This is a genomic window from Variovorax ureilyticus (assembly GCF_037889935.1).
Lineage (GTDB): Bacteria > Pseudomonadota > Gammaproteobacteria > Burkholderiales > Burkholderiaceae_C > Variovorax > Variovorax ureilyticus.
The window spans coordinates 1-24,024 of record NZ_JBBKZU010000011.1 but is presented as its reverse complement, the minus strand read 5'-3'; the positions used below and the strand labels follow the sequence as shown (position 1 = coordinate 24,024).

Annotated in this window: 20 protein-coding genes and 2 pseudogenes; 15 read left to right on the top strand and 7 right to left on the bottom strand. The window is 64.5% G+C overall.

Going from position 1 to position 24,024, the window contains the following annotated elements; all coding sequences use genetic code 11:
• Positions 1-397: 397 nt before the first annotated feature.
• The 7 genes from WKW77_RS23100 (at position 398) to WKW77_RS23070 (ending at position 8,201) form a co-directional block, all read left to right on the top strand.
• Entirely contained in the window at positions 398-913 is a 516-nt protein-coding gene (locus WKW77_RS23100) for a hypothetical protein (protein ID WP_340359225.1), read from the top strand.
• Positions 914-1,197: 284 nt separating this feature from the next.
• Positions 1,198-2,082: a LysR substrate-binding domain-containing protein gene (locus WKW77_RS23095; protein ID WP_340359224.1), complete on the top strand. Its 885-nt coding sequence runs from the start codon at positions 1,198-1,200 to the stop codon at positions 2,080-2,082.
• Between the two features lie 168 nt (positions 2,083-2,250).
• Positions 2,251-3,912, top strand: a complete 1,662-nt coding sequence (locus WKW77_RS23090) for an L-lactate permease (RefSeq protein ID WP_340359223.1) — start codon at positions 2,251-2,253, stop codon at positions 3,910-3,912.
• A gap of 17 nt (positions 3,913-3,929) precedes the next feature.
• A complete protein-coding gene (locus tag WKW77_RS23085) occupies positions 3,930-5,084 on the top strand; it encodes an alpha-hydroxy acid oxidase (RefSeq protein ID WP_340359222.1) in 1,155 nt (384 codons plus the stop codon).
• 292 nt (positions 5,085-5,376) lie between these two features.
• Positions 5,377-6,717, top strand: coding sequence for an FAD-dependent monooxygenase family protein (locus WKW77_RS23080; RefSeq protein ID WP_340359221.1), 1,341 nt, complete (start codon positions 5,377-5,379; stop codon positions 6,715-6,717).
• Entirely contained in the window at positions 6,714-7,709 is a 996-nt protein-coding gene (locus WKW77_RS23075; RefSeq protein ID WP_340359220.1) for an alpha/beta fold hydrolase, read from the top strand. Before WKW77_RS23080 ends, WKW77_RS23075 begins: the two co-directional genes overlap by 4 nt.
• Before the next feature lie 114 nt (positions 7,710-7,823).
• On the top strand, positions 7,824-8,201 hold the full coding sequence (locus WKW77_RS23070; protein ID WP_340359219.1) for a cupin domain-containing protein: 378 nt from the start codon (positions 7,824-7,826) through the stop codon (positions 8,199-8,201).
• Between the two features lie 220 nt (positions 8,202-8,421).
• Here WKW77_RS23070 and WKW77_RS23065 read toward each other — a convergent pair whose 3' ends face one another.
• From WKW77_RS23065 to WKW77_RS23040, 6 genes and pseudogenes are all read right to left on the bottom strand, one after another.
• Entirely contained in the window at positions 8,422-9,129 is a 708-nt protein-coding gene (locus WKW77_RS23065) for a GntR family transcriptional regulator (RefSeq protein WP_340359218.1), read from the bottom strand.
• A gap of 87 nt (positions 9,130-9,216) precedes the next feature.
• Positions 9,217-9,796 (bottom strand): annotated as a pseudogene (locus WKW77_RS23060) (aspartate/glutamate racemase family protein); the annotation flags it as partial.
• A gap of 27 nt (positions 9,797-9,823) precedes the next feature.
• Positions 9,824-11,245, bottom strand: a complete 1,422-nt coding sequence (gene hydA, locus WKW77_RS23055) for a dihydropyrimidinase (RefSeq protein WP_340359217.1) — start codon at positions 11,243-11,245, stop codon at positions 9,824-9,826.
• 6 nt (positions 11,246-11,251) lie between these two features.
• On the bottom strand, positions 11,252-12,439 hold the full coding sequence (locus tag WKW77_RS23050; RefSeq protein WP_340359216.1) for a serine hydrolase domain-containing protein: 1,188 nt from the start codon (positions 12,437-12,439) through the stop codon (positions 11,252-11,254).
• Between the two features lie 52 nt (positions 12,440-12,491).
• Positions 12,492-13,739 (bottom strand): serine hydrolase domain-containing protein, encoded by a 1,248-nt coding sequence (locus tag WKW77_RS23045; RefSeq protein ID WP_340359215.1) that lies wholly within the window; start codon positions 13,737-13,739, stop codon positions 12,492-12,494.
• 20 nt (positions 13,740-13,759) lie between these two features.
• Complete coding sequence (locus WKW77_RS23040; RefSeq protein WP_340359214.1) at positions 13,760-15,073, bottom strand: MFS transporter; 1,314 nt, start codon at positions 15,071-15,073, stop codon at positions 13,760-13,762.
• Between the two features lie 312 nt (positions 15,074-15,385).
• Between WKW77_RS23040 and WKW77_RS23035 the strand changes: the two are divergent.
• The 7 genes and pseudogenes from WKW77_RS23035 to WKW77_RS23005 all read left to right on the top strand — a co-directional run bounded on the left by WKW77_RS23035 (position 15,386) and on the right by WKW77_RS23005 (position 22,371).
• A pseudogene (locus WKW77_RS23035) lies at positions 15,386-16,106 on the top strand (maleate cis-trans isomerase family protein).
• A gap of 432 nt (positions 16,107-16,538) precedes the next feature.
• Complete coding sequence (locus WKW77_RS23030; protein ID WP_340359213.1) at positions 16,539-17,438, top strand: LysR family transcriptional regulator; 900 nt, start codon at positions 16,539-16,541, stop codon at positions 17,436-17,438.
• Positions 17,439-17,612: 174 nt separating this feature from the next.
• On the top strand, positions 17,613-18,554 hold the full coding sequence (locus tag WKW77_RS23025) for a Bug family tripartite tricarboxylate transporter substrate binding protein (protein ID WP_340359436.1): 942 nt from the start codon (positions 17,613-17,615) through the stop codon (positions 18,552-18,554).
• 79 nt (positions 18,555-18,633) lie between these two features.
• Positions 18,634-19,320: an RraA family protein gene (locus WKW77_RS23020; protein ID WP_340359212.1), complete on the top strand. Its 687-nt coding sequence runs from the start codon at positions 18,634-18,636 to the stop codon at positions 19,318-19,320.
• Positions 19,317-20,243 carry a hydroxyacid dehydrogenase gene (locus tag WKW77_RS23015; RefSeq protein WP_340359211.1) on the top strand — a complete coding sequence of 309 codons (927 nt, stop codon included), beginning with the start codon at positions 19,317-19,319 and terminating at the stop codon, positions 20,241-20,243. The genes WKW77_RS23020 and WKW77_RS23015 overlap by 4 nt, the downstream gene beginning before the upstream one ends.
• 10 nt (positions 20,244-20,253) lie before the next feature.
• Positions 20,254-21,315 carry a cyclase family protein gene (locus WKW77_RS23010; protein WP_340359435.1) on the top strand — a complete coding sequence of 354 codons (1,062 nt, stop codon included), beginning with the start codon at positions 20,254-20,256 and terminating at the stop codon, positions 21,313-21,315.
• Between the two features lie 90 nt (positions 21,316-21,405).
• Positions 21,406-22,371: a tripartite tricarboxylate transporter substrate binding protein gene (locus tag WKW77_RS23005; protein ID WP_340359210.1), complete on the top strand. Its 966-nt coding sequence runs from the start codon at positions 21,406-21,408 to the stop codon at positions 22,369-22,371.
• A gap of 289 nt (positions 22,372-22,660) precedes the next feature.
• On the opposite strand, the gene WKW77_RS23000 is transcribed toward WKW77_RS23005, so the two are convergent.
• Complete coding sequence (locus WKW77_RS23000) at positions 22,661-23,392, bottom strand: GntR family transcriptional regulator (RefSeq protein ID WP_340359209.1); 732 nt, start codon at positions 23,390-23,392, stop codon at positions 22,661-22,663.
• 151 nt (positions 23,393-23,543) lie between these two features.
• On the opposite strand from WKW77_RS23000, the gene WKW77_RS22995 reads away from it, so the two are divergent.
• A partial coding sequence (locus WKW77_RS22995) for a tripartite tricarboxylate transporter substrate-binding protein (protein ID WP_340359208.1) occupies positions 23,544-24,024 on the top strand: 481 nt, incomplete at its 3' end.

Here is a 24,024-nt window from a genome sequence, read left to right as displayed (position 1 = left end):
TGGCTAGCGCCGCGAGCGCTTCGATACGCAACCACGCTTTTCATGACCTACGCCAAGGGTGCGTTGCCGAGCAGGCTTCGCCACCAAAGCGTGGTCATCCGAATAGTCAGGGGAGAGCGCGCGGAATCATCGTGCAGGCCGGAACTGACTGAGGGCGCCGACTACTGCCCCTTATGCTGACGCTTGAGTTGAATCCGAGACCTCCGGTCCTGGTCCGCCAACCGTTCGTGGCGCCCTCGGGGCTTTGGCGCGTGGCGTCGTCTTTCGGCGGCGGCCTTCCACTTCCGAGACAGGGTTTGCGCTTTCGGCCGGGCGCCCTCCCCTGCCGGATCTGTTCACGTCCTAGGCTGTGCTAGCGCTGCTTGCGCTGCCGCCAGACGAGACACAGAATCTCCTCATGGACTCCACTCAGGTGAAGAGCCTTATTTCTCAAATCTTGCGGGAGCAAGGTCTTCCAGGGGTGCTCGCATTTTTGAACGACGCAGTTCCACTACGCTACACCGCGGTCCACCGGTACGCCGGGCGCCTGGTGAAGAGCGTTTGCTTTCATGACGCCTTGGGCAAACGTCGGCCGTCATTCCTGTCTGTACTCCCTCTGGACAGGAGCCTCGCGCAGTTCGTCAAGCCCGGAAGTCCCTTCCGCACGGATGATTCATCGAAGGACCCGCGGCTCGTTGGCCATGCCTACGAGCATGTGATCTTCTCCTACCATGGAACCGCCCTGGTGTCGCCAAGTGGCCAGCCGTGGGGCGTGCTGTGCCATTTCGATCTCCAAGCAGGCTCTATTTCCGATCGTGCGTTCGAGGATCTGGAGACAGTGGCGCCCATCGTTGCATCGTTTGCTATCGATCCCCATCGGCGATTCATTGAGGCCGGTCACCCACCGGCTCCAACCGCGGACCAGGCGCTTTGAAGCATGGGCGCGCGATCGGCACGCTCTCGCGTCCGCAATCACGCTGAGGCGCCATGGGCACGAAGCCGCAGATTCGCCCTGCTCTTCCGAAGGACGACTGCACAACGGCAGTCGACTGTCCAATCATGGAGATGGCTCGGCTCCCAGTTCTGTCTGGCTGCTATCTCGCGTGGAAGCCACTCTCCTCACGTTGACATATTGCGTCACTCTGTCCCTGAGCCGCCCTTGAATCCACGATGTGGATGGAGAGGCTTCACAATGCGGCTTTCCAGCGCTCGACTGCCATGCCCCCGCCACGCATCCCGCCCATTCAAGGCCTGTTGGCCTTCGAGGCGGTGTCGCGCCTGCGCAGCGTGACACTCGCGTCCGAAGAACTCAGCGTGACGCCGAGCGCGGTGAGCCACCGCATCCGCCAGCTCGAAACGCAGCTCGGCGTGAAGCTTTTCGCGCGTAACGATTTCAGCCTGAGCCCCGACGGCGCCGCCTACCTGGCGCGCGTTCGCGAGGCCTTGGCCGCACTGCAGCAGGTGCCCAGCCAGGGTGAAGCGTCCGGCACGGTCCGGCTGCGCGTGGCGGTCACGCCCACCTTCTCTCGCCAGTTGCTGCTACCGCGACTGGCGCTGTTTCGCCATGCCTATCCCGAGATCGAGCTGAGCCTGCAAGTGGCCATTCCGGTGCTGAACCTGACCGCCGAAGAGTCCGACATCGAGTTGCGGTTCGGCACCGGGCCCTTTACCGACCGCGAGTCCATGCACCTGCTGTCGGACGAGGTGTCCCCGGTCTGCAGCCCGGACTATCTGAACGAGGCAGGCCCCTTCGACAGCTTCGAGACCACAGAAGCCGTCTCGCGCGCACGGCTCATCCGCACACCACTGGAGCCCTGGCGCACTTGGTTCAGGGCCTGCGACATCACGCAGGCGGAGCCTCGCGCGGGCGACCAGTTCAACGACCTCGGCCTGGTGCTCGACGCCGCCGTCGCCGGCTTCGGCGTGGCCTTGATGCGGCTCAAACTGGGCCAGGCCTGGCTCGACAGCGGACGGCTCGTGCGCCTTTCGCGCAGGAGCGTGCGTTCGCCGCACGACTACTTCCTGTGCTGGAAGCCGGGCACGCTGGAGCGCTGGGAATGCGCGGCCTTCGTCGAATGGCTGCGCCAGGCATTGCGCGACTGAGGTCGATCTTGACGCGGCGCTGACGCCGTTTGAAAAAGCTTCACGCAACGGCCCAGCGCTTTTCACGCCGGTCCAGGACCGGCGTTCCTACAGTTCGGTGCCACGTGCTGCCGCGACCGGCCGACGGCCTGCGGCACTCCCGAACAACGACACCGGAGACAACGAGCCATGACCTGGCAGCAAATCTACGACCCCTTCGGCAACATGATCATCTCGACCGCGCTGGCCGCGATCCCGGTGGTCGTGATGCTGGCGTGCCTCGGCTTCTTCCACATCAAGGCGCACATCGCCGCCGGCCTGGGCCTGATCGCCGCCCTCGTGGTGGCCGTGTTCGCCTACGGCATGCCGGCCGACATGGCCGGCCGCGCGGCGCTGTTCGGCGGCTTCACCGGCCTGCTGCCGATCGGCTGGATCGTGCTGAACATCATCTTCCTGCAGCAACTGGCCGAACAGAACGGCAGCTTCAAGGTGCTGCAGGACTCGCTCTCGGGCATCACCGAGGATCGCCGCATTCAGTTGCTGCTGATCGCCTTCTGCTTCGGTGCGTTCTTCGAAGGCGCAGCGGGCTTCGGCACGCCGGTCGCCGTCACGGCTGGCATCCTGATCGGGCTGGGCTTCTCGCCGCTGGCGGCCTCGGGCCTGAGCCTGATTGCCAACACGGCTCCGGTCGCCTTCGGCGCGCTCGGCACGCCGGTCATCACGCTGGCCAAGGTGCACGGCTACGACCTGATGGAAGTCACCGCGATGATCGGCCGCCAGCTCCCCTTCTTCTCGCTGCTGGTGCCGTTCTGGCTGATCTGGGCCTTCGCGGGCCGCAAGGCGATGATGGAAATCTGGCCGGCGATCCTCGTGACGGGCCTCTCGTTCGCGATCCCGCAGTACCTGGTGTCCAACTTCATCGGTCCCGAGCTGGTGGACATCATCGCCGCCATCGTCTCGATGGTGTCGTTGGTTCTCTTCCTGCGCGTGTGGCAGCCCAGGAAGATCTGGACTTCGCCTTCGCTTCGCGGCCACGACGCCAGCGCCGCCGAGGCGAAGCCGCCGGCACCCGTAGTGACCCATAGCCGGGGGGCGCTGGTTCGCGCCTGGACTCCGTGGCTGATCCTGTCCGTGTTCGTCTTCGTCTGGGGGCTGCCCTCGGTCAAGACCGCGCTGAACGGCATCTTCGCGCCCTCGTTCCCGATGGCCGGGCTGCACAACATGATCCAGAAGATGCCGCCGGTGGTGCCCACGCCGCATCCGGAAGCCGCCGTCTACGTGCTCAACCTGCTGTCGGCCACCGGCACCGGCATCCTGCTGGCGGCCGTCGTCGGCGCACTCTTCATGAAGTACTCGCCGCTGGACATCGTGCGCACCTTCTTCCGCACGCTCTGGCTGGTGCGCTATTCGCTGCTGACGATCGTGCTGATGCTTGCGCTCGGCACGCTCACGCGCTACTCGGGCACCGACACCACGCTCGGGCTGGCCTTCGCGAACACCGGCGTGCTCTATCCGTTCTTCGGCACGCTGATGGGCTGGATCGGTGTGGCCATGACCGGCTCCGACACCGCGAGCAATGTGCTCTTCGGCGGCATGCAGAAGGTCGCGGCCGAGCAGCTGGGCCTGTCGCCCAACCTCATGGGTGCAGCCAACAGTTCGGGCGGCGTGATGGGCAAGATGATCGATGCGCAATCGATCGTGGTCGCCTCCACCGCCACGCGCTGGTTCAACCACGAGGGCGACATCCTGCGCTACGTGTTTTTCCATTCCATCGCACTGGCCTGCCTGGTCGGCATCTTTGTGACCCTGCAGGCCTACGTGTGGCCCTTCACCCTGATGGTGATCCGCTGAACCGGGAGACATCCGCCATGACCGTCATCACGACCATCGAAGACCTGCGCGTGCTCGCGCAGCGCCGCGTCCCGCGCATGTTCTACGACTATGCCGATTCCGGCTCCTGGACCGAGAGCACCTACCGGGCCAACGAAAGCGACTTCCGGAAGATCAAGCTGCGCCAGCGCGTGGCCGTGAACATGGAAGGCCGCAGCACACGCAGCACCATGATCGGGCAGGACGTGGCCATGCCGGTGGCCATCGCGCCGACCGGGTTCACGGGCATGCAGCATGCCGACGGCGAGATCCTCGCGGCGCGGGCGGCCGAGCAGTTCGGCGTTCCGTTCTCGCTCTCGACCATGAGCATCTGCTCGATCGAGGACGTGGCCGCCCACACCACGGCGCCGTTCTGGTTTCAGCTCTACGTGATGCGTGACAAGGATTTCGTCGACCGGCTGATCGATCGCGCCCAGGCCGCCCGCTGCTCGGCCCTGGTGCTCACCCTCGACCTGCAGGTGCTGGGGCAGCGTCACAAGGATCTGAAGAACGGCCTGTCGGCTCCGCCCAAGCCGACGCTTGCCAACCTGATCAACCTGGCAACCAAGCCGGGCTGGTGCATGGGAATGCTGGGCACCCGGCGCCGCACCTTCGGCAACATCGTGGGCCACGCCAAGGGCGTAGGTGACCTGTCTTCGCTCAGTTCATGGACCGCGGAGCAGTTCGATCCCGCATTGAGCTGGGCCGATGTCGAGCGAATCAAGAAGCGCTGGGGCGGCAAGCTCGTCCTCAAGGGCATCATGGACGCAGAGGATGCGCGTCTTGCGGCCGCAAGCGGCGCCGATGCGCTGATCGTCAGCAACCACGGCGGGCGCCAGCTCGACGGCGCGCCCTCGACCATCGAGGCGCTGCCGGGCATTGTCGAAGCCACACGGTCGCATCCGATCGAAGTGTGGCTCGATAGCGGCGTGCGCTCGGGGCAGGACGTGCTCAAGGCCCTGGCACTCGGAGCCAAGGGCACGATGATCGGCCGCGCCTTTCTCTATGGCCTCGGCGCGATGGGCCAGGCAGGCGTCACCAAGGCGCTCGAGATCATCCACAAGGAACTCGATGTCACGATGGCCTTTTGCGGCCACACCGACATCCGCAACGTGGATCGGAGCATCCTGCTGCCGGGCACGATCCCGGGCTGAGGACATCACCGGCGCTGGTGCGGAATTACATGAGGATCAGAACCCGCTGCAGATCCGGCACGGCTTGATGCCAGCTGCGCGAACCATGTGCTGTAAGGCGCTCTACCCAATTCAGTGGATACCTGACCGGCGCAGTCATTGCTAGACTTATCCAGCGCCGAAGGGGTGGTGAGAGCGATGGCGGATGCCGCCCGCGGACAACGGCGCGGCTTGAATGCGGCACGACCTGAGTGTTGAACGTGGCTGATCGGAGCAGACTGATCGGATCGGTCCTCTTTGGAGGAGTGCCCGTATGACGACACGTCTCGGTGATACCGCTGCCGTCCTTGGCGCCGGCGTTGGTGGATTGGCAGCGGCCGCGGCCCTCGCACCTTTTTTCGACCGAGTGGTCGTCCTCGAGCGCGACGTGCTGCCCGACGGCGTCGCGCATCGCGACGGCACACCGCAGTCGCGACACGTCCACGCCCTGCTGGCCGGTGGCGAAGGCGCGCTGAACGAACTGCTGCCTGGATTCACCGGTGATCTGCGCGCAGCCGGTGCGGTGCCTCTCAGGGTCGGATTGGATGTTCAGTATGAACGCCCGGGCTTCGACCCGTTCCCGCGACGCGACCTCGGCTGGGTGTCGCACGCCATGTCGCGCCCGCTGATGGAATCGGTGCTGCGTCAGCGTGTCCGAGGCCTGCCGAATGTCGAACTGCGTTCCCGGTGCCGCGTCAATGCGCTTGTTGCACGGGATGGGCGAGTGCGCACGGTGTCCTTCGAGGCCGCCGGCGCGCCGCCGCAGATCTTGGATGCAGCCCTGATTGTCGACGCCACTGGTCGTGCCGTGCCGACCCTCGACCTGTTGGCCACGCTTGGCGAACCGCTGCCGGAGGAGACCTCAATCGGTGTAGACATTCACTACGCCAGCGCAGTGTTCGCAATGCCGCAGTCCTGCAGCGACGATTGGCTTGGTGTGTTTCACTTCCCTAACGCGCCGCACGAAACACGGGGCGCCCTCCTGCTTCCAATGGAGCACCGGCAGTGGATCGTGACGCTCGGCACCCGGTTCGACGACAAGCCCCCGAATGAGCGCGCAGGCTTCATGCGCTTCTTGCGCGAGTTGAGAAGGCCCACCCTGCATGAAGCGCTGTGCGACGCCGAATTGTCCGGCGAGATCAGGCAGTGGGCTTTCCCAGCCAGCGTGCGGCGGCATTTCGAGCGCCTGGGCCGATTTCCCGGCAGCCTCATCCCGCTCGCCGACGCCATTTGCCGCTTCAATCCGATCTACGGACAGGGCATGAGCGTGGCGTCGCAAGAGGCGCTCCTGTTGTCGCAGCTGCTCGCCAAGGCACAAGAAGCGGACCTGGCCGATGGCACGTTGGCCCAACGCTTCTTCGCGGGGGCGCAGGGGGTGATCGAGACGCCATGGGCGATGGCGGCGGTGCCGGACCTGGTGTACCCCGCAACACGCGGCGAGCGCCCCGTCAACTTTGCGGCGACATTGCAGTTCGCGCAGGCACTGACGCGGTTGGCAGCCAAGGATCCGGATGTCCACAAGTTAACGATCCAGGTCCAGCACCTGCTCAAACCCAACACCGTGTACCGCGAACCAGCGCTCGTGCAGCGCGTCTTGCAGGAGATGTCGTCATGAGCGGCCCCACCCACCGCACCGTCCAGACCAATGGCATCCGGATGCACATCGCCGAGCAGGGCAGTGGCCCGACGGTGCTCCTGTGCCATGGCTTTCCGGAATCCTGGTACTCGTGGCGACATCAGTTGAAGGCGCTGGCGGACGCGGGCTTTCATGCCGTTGCACCCGACATGCGCGGCTATGGCGGGTCCGACGCGCCCCAGGCGATCGACGGGTACACCCTGCTGCACCTGGTCGGCGACGTTGTCGGGCTGGTCGAAGCCCTCGGCGACAAGCAGGCTGTGATCGCAGGACACGACTGGGGAGCACCGGTTGCCTGGCATGCCGCACTCCTGCGGCCCGACGTTTTCCGAGGTGTCATTGGCCTGAGCGTGCCCTACCGGCCGCGCGGACCGGTTGCGCCGACAACGCTCATGCCCCAAACCGACGAGGCCGTCTTCTATCAACTCTACTTTCAGGCCCCAGGTGTTGCCGAGACCGAATTTGAGCGTGACCCACGACTGACGGTCCACGCAATGCTCTTCGGCGCGTCCGGCGATGCGCCGCGCCGCGATCCGAATGCGCCGGTCGGGATGGTGCCTCGGGGCGGCGGCTTCCTTCGCAACGCCATGAGCCCACTTCCGCTACCGAAGTGGTTGACGAAAGACGACATCGACTTCTACGCCGGGGAATTCGCGCGAACCGGGTTTCGAGGAGGACTCAACTGGTATCGCAACATCGATCGCAATTGGGAGCTCCTGTCGCCGTTCCATGGCGCCAAGGTGACAGTACCAGCGCTGTACATGGCCGGCGACCGCGACTTGGTTGTCGCATTCAGGGGCATGGACCAGCTCATCGCGAATCTGAAGAACTTCGTACCCCAGCTGTCACAGACCATCATCTTGCCGGGATGTGGTCACTGGACGCAGCAGGAGCGCGCGGATGACGTATCGAACGCAATGGTGAAGTTCCTGCGCGAACTACACGGTCCTGGGGATAATCTTCGGAGCTGAGGCTGCTGGCGTGTTCACTCAAATGAGACTTCACCACATTGGCGAGCAGAGCAGTCTGCTGCTGCATAGCTCGCATGCAGGTGTCTATTCGAGACAGCGAAAAGGAACAGTCCTGTGACGCGCGCCTCTGAACTGAGCGGTGCTCACACATCCCCGAAGCATGCGGTGAGCTCGGTTCGGCTGCTGACCAGTGGGCCGAAGGTTCAAGCACGCGAGTTCGTGGTGGAGGTCGGTCAGACGGTCAAGTGGCACTCTCACTCGAGGATCACTGATTTTTGCTTTTGCCTCGAAGGCGTGGTCGTTTTCGAGGCGGCGAACACAGAGGGCCGAACTTGTCGCGAGCAATCGCTCCAACCTGGCGAACACTGCACGATCGAGGCCGGCATCGTGCATCGCCTGCGCGCTGGCTCGGTCACTTGCAGGTACCTACTGGTTCAGGCCGGGGACAAGTACGACTTCAACGAAGCGTCAGAAGCTTGGCTGCCGACCTGAGAACGACCTAGCGTCCGTCGCACTGCCATCGCACGGGTGTCGGTCGTGCTCGAACGACCGCTCATTGGGCGACCAAGATCACCAGCTACAGCCGCTCAGGGCACGGACCCGCCCATCCATCCTCCCCTCCAGAAGGACGCTTTACGCCGCGATCCCGTCTTCGCCTGCAGGGCCGCGCTGCGCACCCAGCCGAACCGGCAGGTCATCCAGAAGGCTGCGGTCAGCCCAGGACCGACTCGAGGTCCACTTCCTCGCTCTCGCTGTTGAGGTCCAGGCTGTCCTCGATGTGCTGCAGATGACGCAGCATCAGCTTGCGCGCGAGAGGCAGGTCGCCCGCGCGTATCGCCTCGACGATGGCGCTGTGCTCGTCGACCCGGCAGCTGTTGGCAGTGGGTGCGTCGTACAGCGAGATGGTCAGGCAGGTGAGCGTGGACAACTCCTTCATGGAGCGCGCCAGCAGGGAGTTGCCCGCCAATTCCGCCAGCAGGGTGTGAAACTCGCCTGACAGCCGCACCACCGCATGCTTGTCGTTGGTCCGACGGGCTTCTTGCTCGCGACCCAAGTGTTCCAGCAGGCCGCGGAGCTTGTCCTCGTCGAAGTTCTGCGTGAGCCGCTCCAGCACCCCGGGCTCGATCAGGCGCCGGGCCTCGAACACGTTGCGCGCCTGCTCCACCGTAGGCTTGGCAACGAACGCGCCGCGCTGGGGAACCAGTTCCACCACTTGCTCGTGCGACAGGCGCGCCAGCACCTCGCGGATCCGCGGGCGATTGGTGCCGTAGATTGCGGCCAGTCGGTCCTCTCCAAGCTTGGTGCCGGGCACCAGCCGATGTTCCAGGATGGCGTTGGAGATGTTCTCGACGATCTCGTCGACGCTGAGTTCGCGCTTGGGCGAAGCCGCCTTCTTGCCGGGCTTGTTGCTGGATGCCATGGCTGGATTATCGAGCCGTCCGAAGGGGCACAGAAGCTCGGGCCCGCCCCATCAACGGCCCGAGTCGCGCGCCAGGAGCCGCTCATGGATCTGTTCCTTGATGGAGCGCCCCAGCCCTGCCAACGGTGCGCCGGCAATGACGATCACGTCAGCCCCGTCCTCGTCGATGGCGGACTTGCACAACGCGCGAAGCGTCTCGCCGTAGTCCGCCTGCACCGCGCCGATGCTGCGCAGGCGCGTATCCAGGCAGCGGATGCTCGCCAGTCGGCCTTCAAGGCCTTTGGCCTGCACTACTTCACGATACCAGGCGGTGATGCGCCGCGAGATTGCGACGATGGAGAAGCGCCTGCCCAGCAGGCACGCACTGATCAGCGCGGCCTCGGTCAGGCCCACCACCGGGATGTCCAATGCCTCGCGCAGCCCATCGATGCCTCGATCGCCGAAGGCGGCCACCACCACGGCGTCGAAGCCATGGGCAGGCTCGCCGGCCAACTGCGCGGTGGCGTAGGCGCCGATGAGCGATTCAAGGCGGGTCGATGTAAGCCACGCCGAAGGGAGCGGTCAATACCGTCACCTCGGTGCTCGGCGCCGCGGCGCGGCGCGCCTCGGCCTCGATCAGGTCGCTCACGCTCTGCGAGATGTTGGGGTTGATCAGCAGAAGGTTCATCTTGCGTTCACTCCTTGTGCGGGCTCGCTAGGCGGCTTGTTTGGGCAGCAGCGTCGGGCGGCCGCGGCGCAGGAACTCGCCGCGCCCGGCGCGCGGGTGGAATTCGCCGTCCCACACCACCTCGCCGCGCGACAGCGTATAGGCCGGCCAGGCTTGCACCTCGATGCCTTCGTAGGGCGTGTAGTCCACATCGTGGTGCAGGTCGGCGTTGCGGATGGTGCGCTGGCCTTCCTGCCAGATGACCAGATCGGCGTCGGCACCCACCGCGATGGTGCCCTTGCGCGGATGCAGGCCGTTGGCCTTGGCCGGATTCGTGGAGGTGAGCTCGACGAAGCGGTTGAGCGTGATGCGCCCCTGCAACACGCCGTGCGTGTAGAGCAGCGAAAGCCGTGTCTCCAGCCCCGGGATGCCGTTGGGGATGTGGCGGAAGGCCACTTCTTCGCCGCCAGGCTTCTTGCCTTCAGGTGCGTCGTACTTGAAGGGCGCATGGTCGGAGCTGAACACGGTGAACAGGCCGTCGGCCAGGCCGTTCCATATCACTTCCTGGTTGGCCTTGTTGCGCGGCGGCGGGCTGCACACACACTTGGCACCGCGGTAGTCGTCGTCGATGCCCAGATCTTCCGCAGTGAGGAACAGGTATTGCGGGCAGGTCTCGGCAAACACGTTCAAGCCGTGCGCGCGCGCCCAGCGGATCTGCTCCACCGCCTCGCGACCCGAGACGTGCACGATGAGGATGGGTACGTCCACCAACTCGGCCAGCGAGATAACGCGGTGGGCAGCCTCGCGCTCCACCAGCATTGGCCGCGAATGTGCATGAAAGCGTGGCGCGGTGCGACCGGCCGATTCCAGGCGCTTGGTGAGCCACTCGATGCAGTCGGAGTTCTCTGCGTGGATCATGGCCATGGCGTCGTGGCGACGCGCGACTTCCAGCACGTCCAGGATCTGCCCGTCGTCGAGCTTGAGGTCGTCGTAGGTCATGTAGATCTTGAACGAGGTGTAGCCCTCGCGAATCAGCGCGGGCAGTTCCTCGGACAGTACCTGCGGCGTGGGGTCGCTCACGATGAGGTGGAAGGCGTGGTCCACATGGGCCTTGCCTTCGGCACGCTGGTGGTAGTCCCGCACCGCGGCACGCAGCGACTGGCCCTTCTCCTGGGCGGCGAAGGGAATCACCGTGGTGGTGCCGCCGCAGGCCGCGCTGCGGGTGCCGCTGTCGAAGTCATCGGCCATGCGCGCGGGCGGCGCCATGGGCTGGTCGAGGTGGCAGTGGGCGTCCACGCCGCCGGGTGTGACCACTCGGCCCGCGGCGTCGATCTCCCGCGTGCCGGACGGCAGGTCCAGGCCCAGTTGCACGATGCGGCCGCCGCGAATGCCGATGTCGGAATCGAAGGTGTCACTGGCGGTCGCCACGCGCGCGTTGCGCACGACCAGGTCGAATGGATTGTTGCTCATGGGAACTCAGAGTCTTGGGGTGTCGGTGGGGTCGGCCGGCGCAGCGGGCTTACCTTGGTGCTGTGCCGCCAACTGCAGTTCCTGCGCGAGGGCCTTGCTACGCGCCGCGCTGGGCACGGCATGCGCCTTGTTGTCGAGCGCAGGCAGGACGAAGTCCTTCACCATCCTGCGGATGGCCAGCACGTTCTGCGACTCGCGCAGGCCACCTTCAATGGGCAGCATGCTGGTCATGACCACGACGGCATTGCGCTCGGGAAGGCTGACGATGAACTGGCCCTTGAAGCCCATGGCATGGGTCTCGGGCTCGGTCGCCACGATGTCGTTGATCCACCAGTACATACCGTACCAGGGCGCCGATGATGGCGCAGTCATCGTGCGCACCCAGGCCTGCGAGACCAGCTGGCGACCGTCCCAGCGGCCGCCGTGCAGCACCAGCATGCCCAGCTTAGCCATGTCCACAGCACGCAGGCGCAGACCCCAGCCGGAGGAGACCAGGCCCTTATCGTCAGCGCGCTCCCACCCGTAGTGCGTCATTCCCATGGGCTCAAAGAAGTGCGACCTGACGTAGTCCGGCAGCGGCATACCGGCGTCGGCGCCCAGGGTGGCACTGGCCAGGATGGGGTTGACATCGGTGTAGTCGAAGGCGGTGCCGGGCGCGACTGTGGGCGTAGTTTCCGCGGCCAGTTTGAGTCGGTCGGGCGCACCGTAGTAGATCGGGTCGTCGGTAGGTTTGAAGTTGTAGACGAGGCCGGTGGACATCGACATCACATGCCGCAGCTCGATGGCCTGCTTGTCCGCCAGCGCATCCTTCAAGTCGGGCCGGGCCTTGGCGAGGATGGGCGCCACCTTCTCGTCGAGGCGGCTCTTGCCCTCATCGATCAGCGCACCGGCAGCCAGCGCCGTGACGTTCTTGGTGATCGAGTACAGCTCGTAGTTGTGGTCGCGCGTGAGGCCCTTGGCGTAACGCTCGTAGATCAGCTGGCCGTCCTTGACGACCAGGAAGCTGCGCACGTCGAGGTTCTCATTGCGGATCGTCTCGGACAATTGCACAAGCGGACGCGAATCCACGCCCACGCTCTCGGGCGAGGCGATGGGCAAGTCCGTGGCTTGCGCAATCGCCGGCACGGCGGCGGACACCACCGTGAGGCATAGCGACAGGGCGCATGAACTGCGAGTGAGGAGTGTTTTGGTCATGGTTCTCGATTCCAGGAAGTGATCGGATGAGGGCTCGACGGCGCGCAGCGGCTCAGCGCTCCGGCCCGTCGTTGAAGGCCAGATCGGTGCCCGGCACGCCGCGGCTCTGGCTGGCCAGCGCGAGTTCCTTCTCCAGCGCCTGCTGCGCCGCCACGCTGGGCTGCGGACGCGGCAGCGTCTGCATGGAAGGCAGGATGTAGTCGTTGACCATGCGCCGGTACATGTTCAGGTAGGTGCCGGTACGCAGTCCGCCGTCGGTGGGCAGGATTGCGGTCATGACGACCACGGCCTTCTCCTCGGGCAGCACGGTGATGAACTGGCCCTTGAAGCCCATGGCGCCGAACTCGGGTTCCGACTCGACGATGTGATTGATCCACGTGTAGTAGCCATAGTCCCGCGCGGTCGCGCCGGCCTGCGGCGTGGACATGCGGCGGATCCAGGCGGCCGGCACGACCTGCTGGCCCTGCCAGCGCCCGTCGTCGAGCATTAGCTGGCCCAGCTTGGCCATGTCGACGGCGCGCAGCCGCAGGCCCCAGCCGCCCGACACGGTGCCGGTCTGGTCGGCGCCGGTCCACTTGTAGTTGCGCATGCCCAGCGGCTTGAACAGGCGCTGCTCGGCGTAGGCGTCCTCGCGCTGGCCCGAGGCCACGGCAATGGATGCTCCCACCAGCACCGGGTTGGCATCGGTGTACTCGAAGCGCGTGGCCGGCGGAATGCGCGGCGTGGTGCCCAGTGCCACCTGCAGACGATTGGGTGCCTGGAAGTAAAGCGGATCGGAACCCTCGACCTGCTTGTAGAGCAGGCCGCTGGACATCGCCATGAGGTTGCCCAGGCTGATGTCCTTCTTGTCGGCCAGCTGGCCTGTGAACTCAGGGTGCGCACGGCCGATCCAGGCGGCGGCCTTGTCGCCGACGGCGATCCTGCCCTCGCCCTCCAGGACACCGAAGGTCAGTGCCGTGATGGTCTTGGTGACCGAGTACAGCTCGTAGTTGTGCTCGCGTGTCAGGCCGTTGCTGTAGCGCTCGAAGACCAGCTTGCCATCCTTCACGACCAGCAGGCTGCGCACGTCGAGCTTGTCCTTGCGGATCCACTCGGACATGCGCACCAGCTGCGCCGAGTCGACGCCCAGGGCCTCGGGCGTTGCCGAGGGAAAGTCGGCAACTGCTTGGGCCAGGCCCGAGGCGGCGGCCGATGGCGGCGCGGCGGAGTTGCCGTCGCCCTGTGCGGCGCAGGCAGCCAGGACGGAGGCGAGGGCGGTGGCGCAGGCCGCGGCTAGCGGACGACGTGCAGCAGCTTTCATGGCGATCTCCTTTGAGGTGTTCAGACCGGCAGCTTCTTGCCGTAGTCGATAAGCAGCGTGGAGCAGATGAACAAGCCCGCGCCGGCGGCGGCGAAGAGCATCATCGCCAGGTCGTAGGAGCCGGTGGCCTGCACGATGACGCCCACCAGGATCGGCACGCCGATGCCGGCGCAGTTGCCGCCCAGGTTCATGGTGCCGCCCAGGAAGCCCACGCGATTGCGGGTGCCCAGCAGCGAAGGCACCACCCAGAACAGGCCGCACCAGCGCAGGAAGAACAGCGTGACCGACAGAAGCACGACCACGGTGACCGGGTCCTTGAAGCGAGCCACGTTGTAGATCGCGATGGTGGCAACCACCGAGGCAATGGCAAAGAGCGTGCGCAAAACCTTCGCCTGCGAAGCACCGGAGGCGCGCCACTTGTCGGCAATCCAGCCACCCACCATTTCGCCGACGAACCCGGAGAAGAACATGATGAACACCGCGCCGCCCATCTCCTTGATGTCCAGGCCGTGAACCTTCGACAGGTAGGTGGGCATCCAGGTCAGAAGACCATAGAACAGCGCGTTGAAGCACATCCAACCGAAAAACATTCCCCAGACCGAGCGGTACTTGAAGAAGTCCAGCACGCGACCGCTGGCGTTGGCCGGTTCGGCTGCCAAGTCGGCGGCGTGGGCCGCTTCGATGTAGGCGGCCTCGGCCTCGTTCACACGGGGATGCTGGCGCGGATGGTTGCGGATGTACCACCAAGCGAAGAAGCCGGCGACCATGGTGCCCACGCCGGCCACCACGAAAGAGGTGCGCCAGGATTCGAAGTGGGAGATCAGGCCGGCGATCACTAGCGCGCCCAGGGCAGCACCCAGGGGCGCACCTCCGTCCAGCAGCGTAGCGCCGCGGCCGCGCTCGTTCTGCGTCATCCAGATCGCGTTGAGCTTGCCGCCCGCAGGGTAGATGGGCGCCTCGGCGGCGCCCAGGCCCAGGCGGGTGACCAGCAGCGGCACCCAGCCGGTGCACAGCGCTGCAATGGCCTGGAAGAAGCCCCAACCGACGGTGGCGCCGACGATCACGCCGCGCGGGCCGAAGCGGTCAGCCAGCATGCCGCCTGGGATCTGCATGAAGGCGTAGGTCCAGAAGAAGGAAGACAGCAGCAGGCCCTGGATCGCCGGACCGATGTCGAATTCCTTGGCGATCAGCGGCATTGCCACCGAGAGCGAGGCTCGGTCGATGTAGTTGATCGAGATGAGCATCAACATCATCAAGAAGATCTTCCAGCGCACCTTGGTGGGTGCAGCGGGTTGATCCGTGGCTGCGGCCGCAACCGTCATCCGAGCTTCCATGGCGTGTCTCCGGGAAATGAGGGCGCGCTTGCGGCGCCGCAAGGTTGTGTTGTGTGGTGGCTCTTGGGCCCTGGCTGCAGCCGGCTTTCCGACCACCAGCAGATTGGCTTCGGTCAGATTTTGATTGTCAACATTTATGTTGACATCATGGATTACACCTACGCCAAAAAATGATCTTGAGGCGCTTTTACAGCTCCCCAAAACGACTGAAATCACGAATAACTATGAGCTCTTCCGCTGTCGACATTTATGTCGACATTTAGTAGATCAATCACTCAAGATCGCCTCGTTGACACCAGAGACCTTTCAACAATGACCCACCCCGTTCGCCTCCGGCGTGCTGACGCCCTCCTCCAACACCGCGCTCGAGCCGCTCAAGTCCCCCTGGCGCCAGGAGTTCCCGGCTGCAGCGCCCACTTCTCGCGCCTCACGGTCAAGGAGATCTCGCTGTCGGAACAGGCCTGGCCAGTTCGACGACAGCAAGATCCTGGCCGCGGCCGAACTGCGGGCCGATGCCAAGGTGGATGTGATCGGCTGGAGCGGCCCGCCGCCGGCTGGCGCGGTTTCGACGTCGACTTGCAGCTTTGCGAGCGCATCGCCGAACGCACTGGCATGCGCGCCCCCACCGCCGTCCTAGCGCTCAACACCTTGATCGAGCGCATGGGCCTCCGTCGTGTCGCACTGGTGTCGCCCTATACCGGCGACGTGCAGGGGCGCATCGAACTACGAGGCCATCGGCGTGCAGGTGGTCGCGGAGCGGCACCTGGGCATCACGGTGAACCACGACTTCGCGCTGGTTGAGCAGCAGCGGCTCTGCGAGATGATGGGCGATGCTGCGCGTGAAGGCGACCCGCAGGGCGTGGTGACCTACTGCACCAACCTGCGCGCCGCCCCTCTGGCCCGACGGGCCGAGGCCGAGTACGGCTTCACTCTGCTGGACACGGTGAGCACGACGGTGTGGGGCATGTTGCGGTCACTCGAGGTGGACACCCGCGGCATCCGCGGCTGGGGCCGGCTGTTCGAGTTCGCTTAAGTGAAGCGAAGCAATTCGGCGGGGCCGCGTTCGAGGAGTGCCTGTCCGCAAAGGGCACGAAGCTGCAGATCTGCCCTGCCCCATTGGCCCACCCCTATCGTGCAGAGCCGACATGGGCGGAGTTGGACGATCCACTCAAAGCGGCGTTCGAGCATCGTGATTGCTTTGTGGCGCCAGTGCAGTCCTATCGCCCCTTTCGCTGACGCCCGCATGGCGCACTACGCGTCCCTGCAAACCTCCAGAACGATCTTGCCCATTGACGAGCCGGATTCGGGACACGCATGTGCGGCCGCGGCCTGTCGAAGTGGGAAGCCTACGTCGCGGCTAGACTTTCCCGTAGGCTAGGCAGCCACCCGCCAGCCGCATGGCAATCGTCCGCGCTTAGAGCGCGACTCGCCATCGCAACACAGACCCAGCTGAAAGGGAACGCGTGTGGACTTGCGCGATTTGAGGTACTTCGAAGTCATTGCCGAACTCGAGCACATGGGGCGCGCGGCGGAACGCCTGCACAAGACCCAACCAGCCCTGACGAGCTGCGTACGGCGCCTGGAGGAAGCATATGGCGCCACACTGTTCGAAAAGACTGGACGCGGCATCCGACTGACTATTGCGGGGCGAGCGCTCCTGAAGTGGGCCCAGCGGACCCGATTCGACGTCGAAAGTGCTCGCCGCGAGATCGGCGACATCGGTCAAGGGCTCACCGGCCACGTCAAACTTGGAATCGTCCCCACCGCGGCGCAGTTCCTGTTGCCACCGGCGGCGCGGGACCTGCTAAAGGAAGCGCCTGGAGTGACGGTGCGAACGACGGTGGCGTTGGGCGACGTCCTTGCCCCGCTTCTGCGTAGCGGCGACATCGACCTTCTCGTCGGCACGGAAGGCCCGAGCGAACCGGGCTTCACCACTCGCCTGTTGGCAGAGGACCAGATTGTCGTGGCCGCTATCGCGAGCCATGAGTTGTTCTCGAAAACAAAGGTCACGCTCCGGGACCTCACGGACTACAAGTGGGTCTTGCAGCCGCAAGGAGCCCCCATCCGCGACTGGCTGGACCAAACCTTCGACCGGCATCACCTGCCGCGTCCCGTCGTCCAGGTGGAAAGCACGATGCTGCTGATGCTGCCCACGTTGATTGGCGAGACGGGCCTGTTGAGCTTCATCTCTCGCCTGCATTTGCAGGAGGGCAGTTCGGGGGCGAGGTTGCGCGAGGTGAAACTGCGCGGCACCACGATGCGGCGTCGCATGGTGGTGACGTTCCGGGAAAGCGGCTACCTCTCGCCGGCCGCCCAGCGACTGATTGCACTACTGGCCAAGCACGCCCGGCTGCCTGCCGAATAGGCAAAGTCAAATTTATCGATTCCAAGAAAAGTTCGATTGGACCTAAAGGAGCGGCCAGCGAATACTTGAACTCCATAGAGGTGCGCTTTTGAACGCACACACAACTCCGGAGACATCAAGTTGAACTCGTTCCGTAACGTTTGCGCGCTAGGCACCCTTGCCATCACCGCCAGCATGCTGGCCCTTGCCCTTACCTCAGGGGCAGTCGCAGCAGAGACATATCCGGCTCGCCCCATCAAGCTCATTGTTCCGTTTCCTCCGGGCGGAGGCCCTGACCTGATTGCTCGGGAAGTGGCCACTACGGTCACAACGCAGCAGGGCTGGACCATCATCATCGACAACAAGCCTGGGTCTGGCGGGAACATCGGCATGGATGCAGCTGCCAAGGCGGCCCCTGACGGCTACACGCTCGTGATGGGGCAGACGTCGAACATGGCCATCAATCCTTCGCTGTATGCCAAGCTGCCTTACAACCCGCAGAAGGACTTGACCCCGGTTGGTCTCGTCGCCAGTGCCCCATTGGTCATCGCGGTGGCCAGCAACTCGCCCTACAAGACGCTCGCGGACCTCATGAACGCGGCCAAGGCGAATCCCGAAGGCATCAACTACGCGAGTTCCGGAAGCGGCACAGTCGCTCACCTGGCGACCGAGCAACTCCAGCGCATCGCCAACGTCAAGTTGACGCACGTCCCTTACAAGGGCGCGTCGCAGGGAGTCACTGACCTGATCGGCGGCCAGATTCAGATGTACATCTCGTCGGTTGTCACGCTGAGCGGCCACATCAAGAACGGGAAGATGCGCGCCCTCGCCGTGACCTCTGTCAAGCGTTCTGCTGACTTGCCGAACGTTCCGACCGTGGCGGAGGCTGGGTACAAGGGCTTTGAGGCAGTGACATGGTTCGGCATCGCCGCGCCTGCCGGTGTGTCCAAGGACGCTGTCGGCAAGCTCAACGCCGCGTTCAACAAGGCACTCGAGACACCCGACGTCAAGAAGAAGCTCACCGAGCAGGGTGCCGACGTACTAGGCGGAACCCCCGAGCAATTTGCCGCCCTGGTGCGGGACGAGACGGGCCGCTGGGCCAAGGTCGTCAAGGAATCCGGCGCGAAGGTCGACTGACCTTCTTCTTTCCCTCCCGAGACGACCCTGCGTGTGCAGGGTCGGGGCCAACCTCACCCTTCTTTTTGGAATCTGAACCATGAGCAACGTACCCGACATCATCCGTGACTTCGACCGCGTACCCGCGAACATCGTGAAGGAAGCGTCGACCTTTCAGCCTGCCATCCTGGCGGATGTCGCCGGACGGCGCGGCGCGATGCACGGGCGCATCAAGGCCCTGCGTCCGAACATGAAACTCGCTGGCACGGCCCTCACGGTGGAGGTGCGTCCCGGCGACAACCTCATGATTCATGCGGCGATGGCCATGGCAAAGCCTGGCGACGTGCTCGTCATCGATGGCAAGGGAGACCAGACGGCGGCGCTGATGGGAACCATCATGATGACCGCCTGCAAGAAGCTCGGGATCGCCGGCGTCGTCATCGATGGCGCGGCGCGCGACAGCCTGGAAATCGAGGAGATGGACTTCCCCGTCTTCTCCGTAGGAACCAACCCCAACGGTCCGACCAAGATGGTCCCCGGCCGTATCGGCCATCCCGTCTCCGTGGGCGGGGTCATGGTGCACGCAGGCGACTTCGTCATCGGCGATGCGGACGGCGTCGTGGTGGTCGAACGGGAGAAGATCGAAGGCCTGATTCCACCTGCGGCCAAGAAGGTCAAGGACGAGGCAGCACGGATCGAAGCCATCAAGGGCGGCGACACCAATGCCAAGTGGCTCGCATCGGCGTTGCGCGCGGCGGGCGTGCTCAAGGAAGGGGAAAGCCTGTGAGCACCATCGTCATCACGGCAGAAGCGATTGCGCCAAGCGCTGTCGCACTCCTGCAAGGCTACGAACTGGTCTACACGGGCAAGACGCCCACACCCGAGGACATCGTCGCCCTCTGCAAGCACCACAACCCCGTGGCCATGGTCGTGCGCTACGGCAAGGTGGGCGCGGATGCCATGGACGCCGCGCCGGCCCTGCGGGTCATCTCCAAGCACGGGTCCGGCACCGACAACATCGACAAGATTGCGGCAAAAGAGCGCGGTATTGAAGTCGTGGCAGCAGTCGGCGCCAACGCCAACGCAGTCGCCGAGCATGCGTTTGCCTTGCTTCTGGCTTGTGCCAAGTCGATCCCCGCTGTCGACGCACGGATGCACGCCGGCTACTGGGACAAGGCCGCTCACTCGAGCTTGGAACTCTCCGGCCGCACGGTCGGTATCGTAGGGTTGGGAGCCATCGGTCGACGCTTCGCGCGCATAGCAGAAGGCTTTGGAATGCGAATCGTCGCTTTTGACCCCTTTGCGCAATCGGTGCCGGACAACGTGACGTTGGTCGACCTGGACCAGTTGTTCGGTCAGTCCGATGTCATCTCGCTGCATTGCCCCCTCACCGACGCCAACGAGGGGCTGTTGAATGCGACGACCCTCGCACGCTGCAAGCCGGGCGTCATCATCGTGAACACCGCACGTGGCGGATTGATTGATGAGAAGGCTCTTCTGGATGCGGTCAGCAAAGGCCATGTCCGCGCGGCGGGCTTGGACAGTTTTGCCGGGGAGCCCATGGCGCCTGGTCATCCGTTCCAATCCCAAAGTGGCTTCGTGTTGAGCCCTCACGTCGGGTCGGTGACGTCGGACGCCTACATCAACATGGGTGAGTTGGCCGCCAGGAACGCCCTGGCCGTGCTGGCAAAGCAGGCTGAAGCAGCATAAGGAGCGCGCCATGCAGCGATGGAAACATGCCCCGGAAGGGAGCAGCTGGGGTGAGTTCGGCACGGATGACCAGCGCGGGCGCATGAATCTAGTCGACAGCACGAAGGTCCTGCAGGGCGTTGTCGAGGTGAAGCTGGGCAAGACGTTCTGCCTGTCCTTGCCCCTGGACGTGCCAGGCGGAATGACATTGAATCCCCGCCGCATGCCGGCGCAGACCTTCTCGACCCTTCGCGACGGCAAGAGCGCCGGCGCACAGGGGTTCTGCTGGTCCTACCTGGATGAGGACGCGACGCTGACGGATGTGGTCTGTGACGAAGTGCTCGTCATGAACACGCAGTACTCGACGCAATGGGACAGCCTCGCTCATATGGGCAGCCGTTTCGATGCGGACGGCGATGGCCAGCCCGAGGCCGTCTTCTACAACGGCTTTCGAGCTGGCGTGGAGATTCGCTCGTCCAAGGAGGACGAGAAGGCGCCTGCGGAATGGATGCGCTTTCCGTCTCCTCGTGCGCAGGCATTGGGCATCGAAAACCTGGCGGAGCATGGTGTCCAGGGGCGCGGCGTGATGGTCGACCTGGAGCATCACATCGGACGCCGCCGCGAAGTCGTCGGCTACGACCGGCTCATGCGCATCCTCGAAGACGACCGTGTGGAAATCGAAGCCGGGGACATGGTGTGCATCCATACCGGCTTCGCCGACACGCTGCTCGCGATGAATCGCCAACCCGACCTCAAGCGGCTTCACGAGACGGGTAGCGGACTGGATGGCAACGACGCCAGGCTGCTGAACTGGATTGTCGATGTCCGCCTTGCGTGCCTCCTGGCAGACAACCCGGCCGTCGAACTGGTCGTGCCCCGCCTGATGCAGCCAACTCCGATTCGCGGTCCGCGGCTACCCCTTCATGAGCATTGCCTGTTCAAGAACGGCATTCACCTTGGTGAGTTGTGGCATCTCACGCCGCTGGCGAGGTGGCTGCGTGAGCATGGCCGCTCCCGCTTCCTTCTGACGGCGCCACCACTGCGATTACCCGGCGCCGTGGGCTCGCCCGCCACACCGATTGCGACTGTTTGACGCCGGTCAACCGGAATGGCTCTCTGCGGCTCAATAGCCCGCATCGGGAAGCCATTGCCGAACCCATCACCTTTTCACTGGAGACAAGAAATGAATCAATGGATGAAGCCCGTTCTGACCGCAGCCATGATGGCACTTGGCATGGGCGCAGCGCACGCCGAATGGCCGGACAAGGCCGTCAAGCTGGTGGTGCCCTACCCTGCAGGCGGTGCTGCGGACACCACCGCTCGCATCCTGGCGCAGTATCTTGGCGAGCGGCTGAAGCAGCAAATCATCGTCGACAACCGTCCGGGCGGGAGCGGCACGATTGGAGCCTCTTACGTCGCGAAAGCGCCTGCCGATGGCTACACGCTCCTGCTGGACGCGACGTCCTACACGGTCAATCCGAGCCTCTTTCCGAAGCTCAACTATGACCCGGCGAAGGACCTCGCACCGGTGTCGCTCATCATGCAAGTTCCTCTTCTCATGGTCGTTCCCACAGGCTCTCCGTATGCCAGCGTCGCCGACGTCGTGAAGGCCGCCAAAGAGAAGCCAGGCAAGTTGACTTTTGCGTCGGCCGGCAGCGGTGGTGCGCAACACCTTGCGGCCGAACTGTTTTCCCAGAGCGAGAAGATTTCCATGACGCACATCCCCTACAAGGGAGGTGCGCCGGCGCTGACGGACCTGATTGGTGGTCAGGTCGACCTCATGTTCAGCGCGACCACCGCGAGCGGCAATTTTGTGAAAAGCGGCAAGCTCAAGCCGCTGGCCATCACATCGGCCAAGCGACTTGAAACTTGGTCGCAGGTTCCGACTGTCGCCGAGAGCGATGTCAAGGGATTCGAGGTGAACGAATGGAACGGCCTGTTTGCGCCCGCGGGTACGCCGCGTCCCATTCTCCACCGTCTGGAGGCGGAGACCCGTGCCGTTGTGGCCAGCCCTGCGGTAGCAAGTCGCTTCGCGGAGATGGGAGTCCAGGGCGTTGGCTCCAGTTCGAAGGACTTTGCTGCGTTCGTGAAGTCCGAGACCGCCAAGTGGGCCGGCGTCATTAAGGCCGGAAATATCAAGGCCGACTGAGCACGTAGTCGGAAAGGGACGCTTCTTCCGCTCAACAGCGTCCCGGTCGGCCAATGACCGCTTCCAGCGCAGCTTGGAATTCCGCTACGGGCACGCTGAAGACTTCTTCTGACCAGCGTGAACGGCAGGTCTCCGCTCTCAAGCAGCCCCAGCCTACAGGTAGACATTCACTGCGAAACGGTACTCGGCATTCGTCGAAGCTTGTGGGTTTCCACGCGGACAGGCGCCGGATTGCTTTGTTCAAAGGGCAAACAAGGCGGTGCCTCTGCGGCCTAGCCCACGGGTACAACTACCGCTTGATGACTGCCTTGTAGCTGAAGGAATCGCCCCGGAAATACAGCTCCGAATAGCAAAGGGGCCGGTCCATCACGTCGTGCGGCGTAAAGCGGATGCGCAGGACCGGTTCGTCTTCGCCGATGCCCAACTGACGAGCGCGCGTCTTACCGGCACGCATCGCACTGGTCTCGATGTGTGTCGAGCGAAGCCGGAATCCCAGGCGCGCTTCGAGTAGCGTCATCACGTCGTTGGCCTCAGTGTCTTCGAGCTGAAGCGCCTGGATGAGATCAGTCGGGCCGTAGGTGACGCCGACAGCGAGCGGCCGGTCGTCCACGAAGCGCAGCGTGGTCACCGCGGTCAGCACCGTACCGGGCTCGATTCCCAATGCCTCAACCGCTGCCGCCGGAGCGGCCACCTGCCGCACCGACAGCGTTCGCCCGTGCGCCTTGCGTCCCTGCGCCCGCATGTGCTCATAGAAGCCGGTGAGCCCGCCCAGACGCGGCAGTTCGTTCGGCCGGGTGACGAAGCTGCCCTTGCCGTTGATCTTCTGGATGAAGCCACCCGCATGCAACGCCGAGAGCGCCTGCCGGACCGTGATGCGGCTCACGCCGAACTCGCGCTCCAGCTCCAGCTCCGACGGCAGCTTGTCGCCTGCGGCCAGGCAGTTTTCCAGAATCCGTTGGCGCAGCGCCGACTCGACTTGTGCAAACAGCGGCAATGAGGCGGTCGGGGCTTTGGCTTCCATGGTGGCGTGGGCGAAAGAATGAGTCGGTACTGCGAATCATCGCCGATCGACCTATCATAACAGCTTAGGTGAAATCCCTATCACCTGTCATGACAGGTGAGGCGCATCATCCGATCCGTTCCGAAGTCCAACCTCTGCTGGAGACGCCACAGTGACCAGGTTCTTCCTTCCCGCACTCCTCGCCGCCGCGTCCGCATTCGCGTTCGGCCCCGCACAGGGCCAGGAGTCCTATCCCACCAAGCCGATTCGCGTGATCGTTCCGTATGCCGCAGGCGGCGTAGTCGACGTGCAGACCCGCGCCGTGACGCAGCGCATGGCCGCTGAGCTGGGCCAGCCCATGGTGGTCGAGGCGCGACCGGGGGCAGCCGGCAACATCGCGGCCGAGTTCGTCGCTCATGCGCCGGCGGACGGGTACACGCTGCTGGTCTCGGCGCCCTTTCTCATCAATAACCCGTTGATGGAAGACAACCTGCGCTGGCAGCAGAAGCAGTTCGCACCGGTGGGCCGCTTCTCGCTGTCGCCCCCGATCGACACTTCAAACTCCCCCACCCGTGGACACTCAAATTCCTCCAGGCAGGACGAGGGTTGCATTATTGATCTGTCAGGCCTCCGCGGCGATCGCCAGGCGCGCG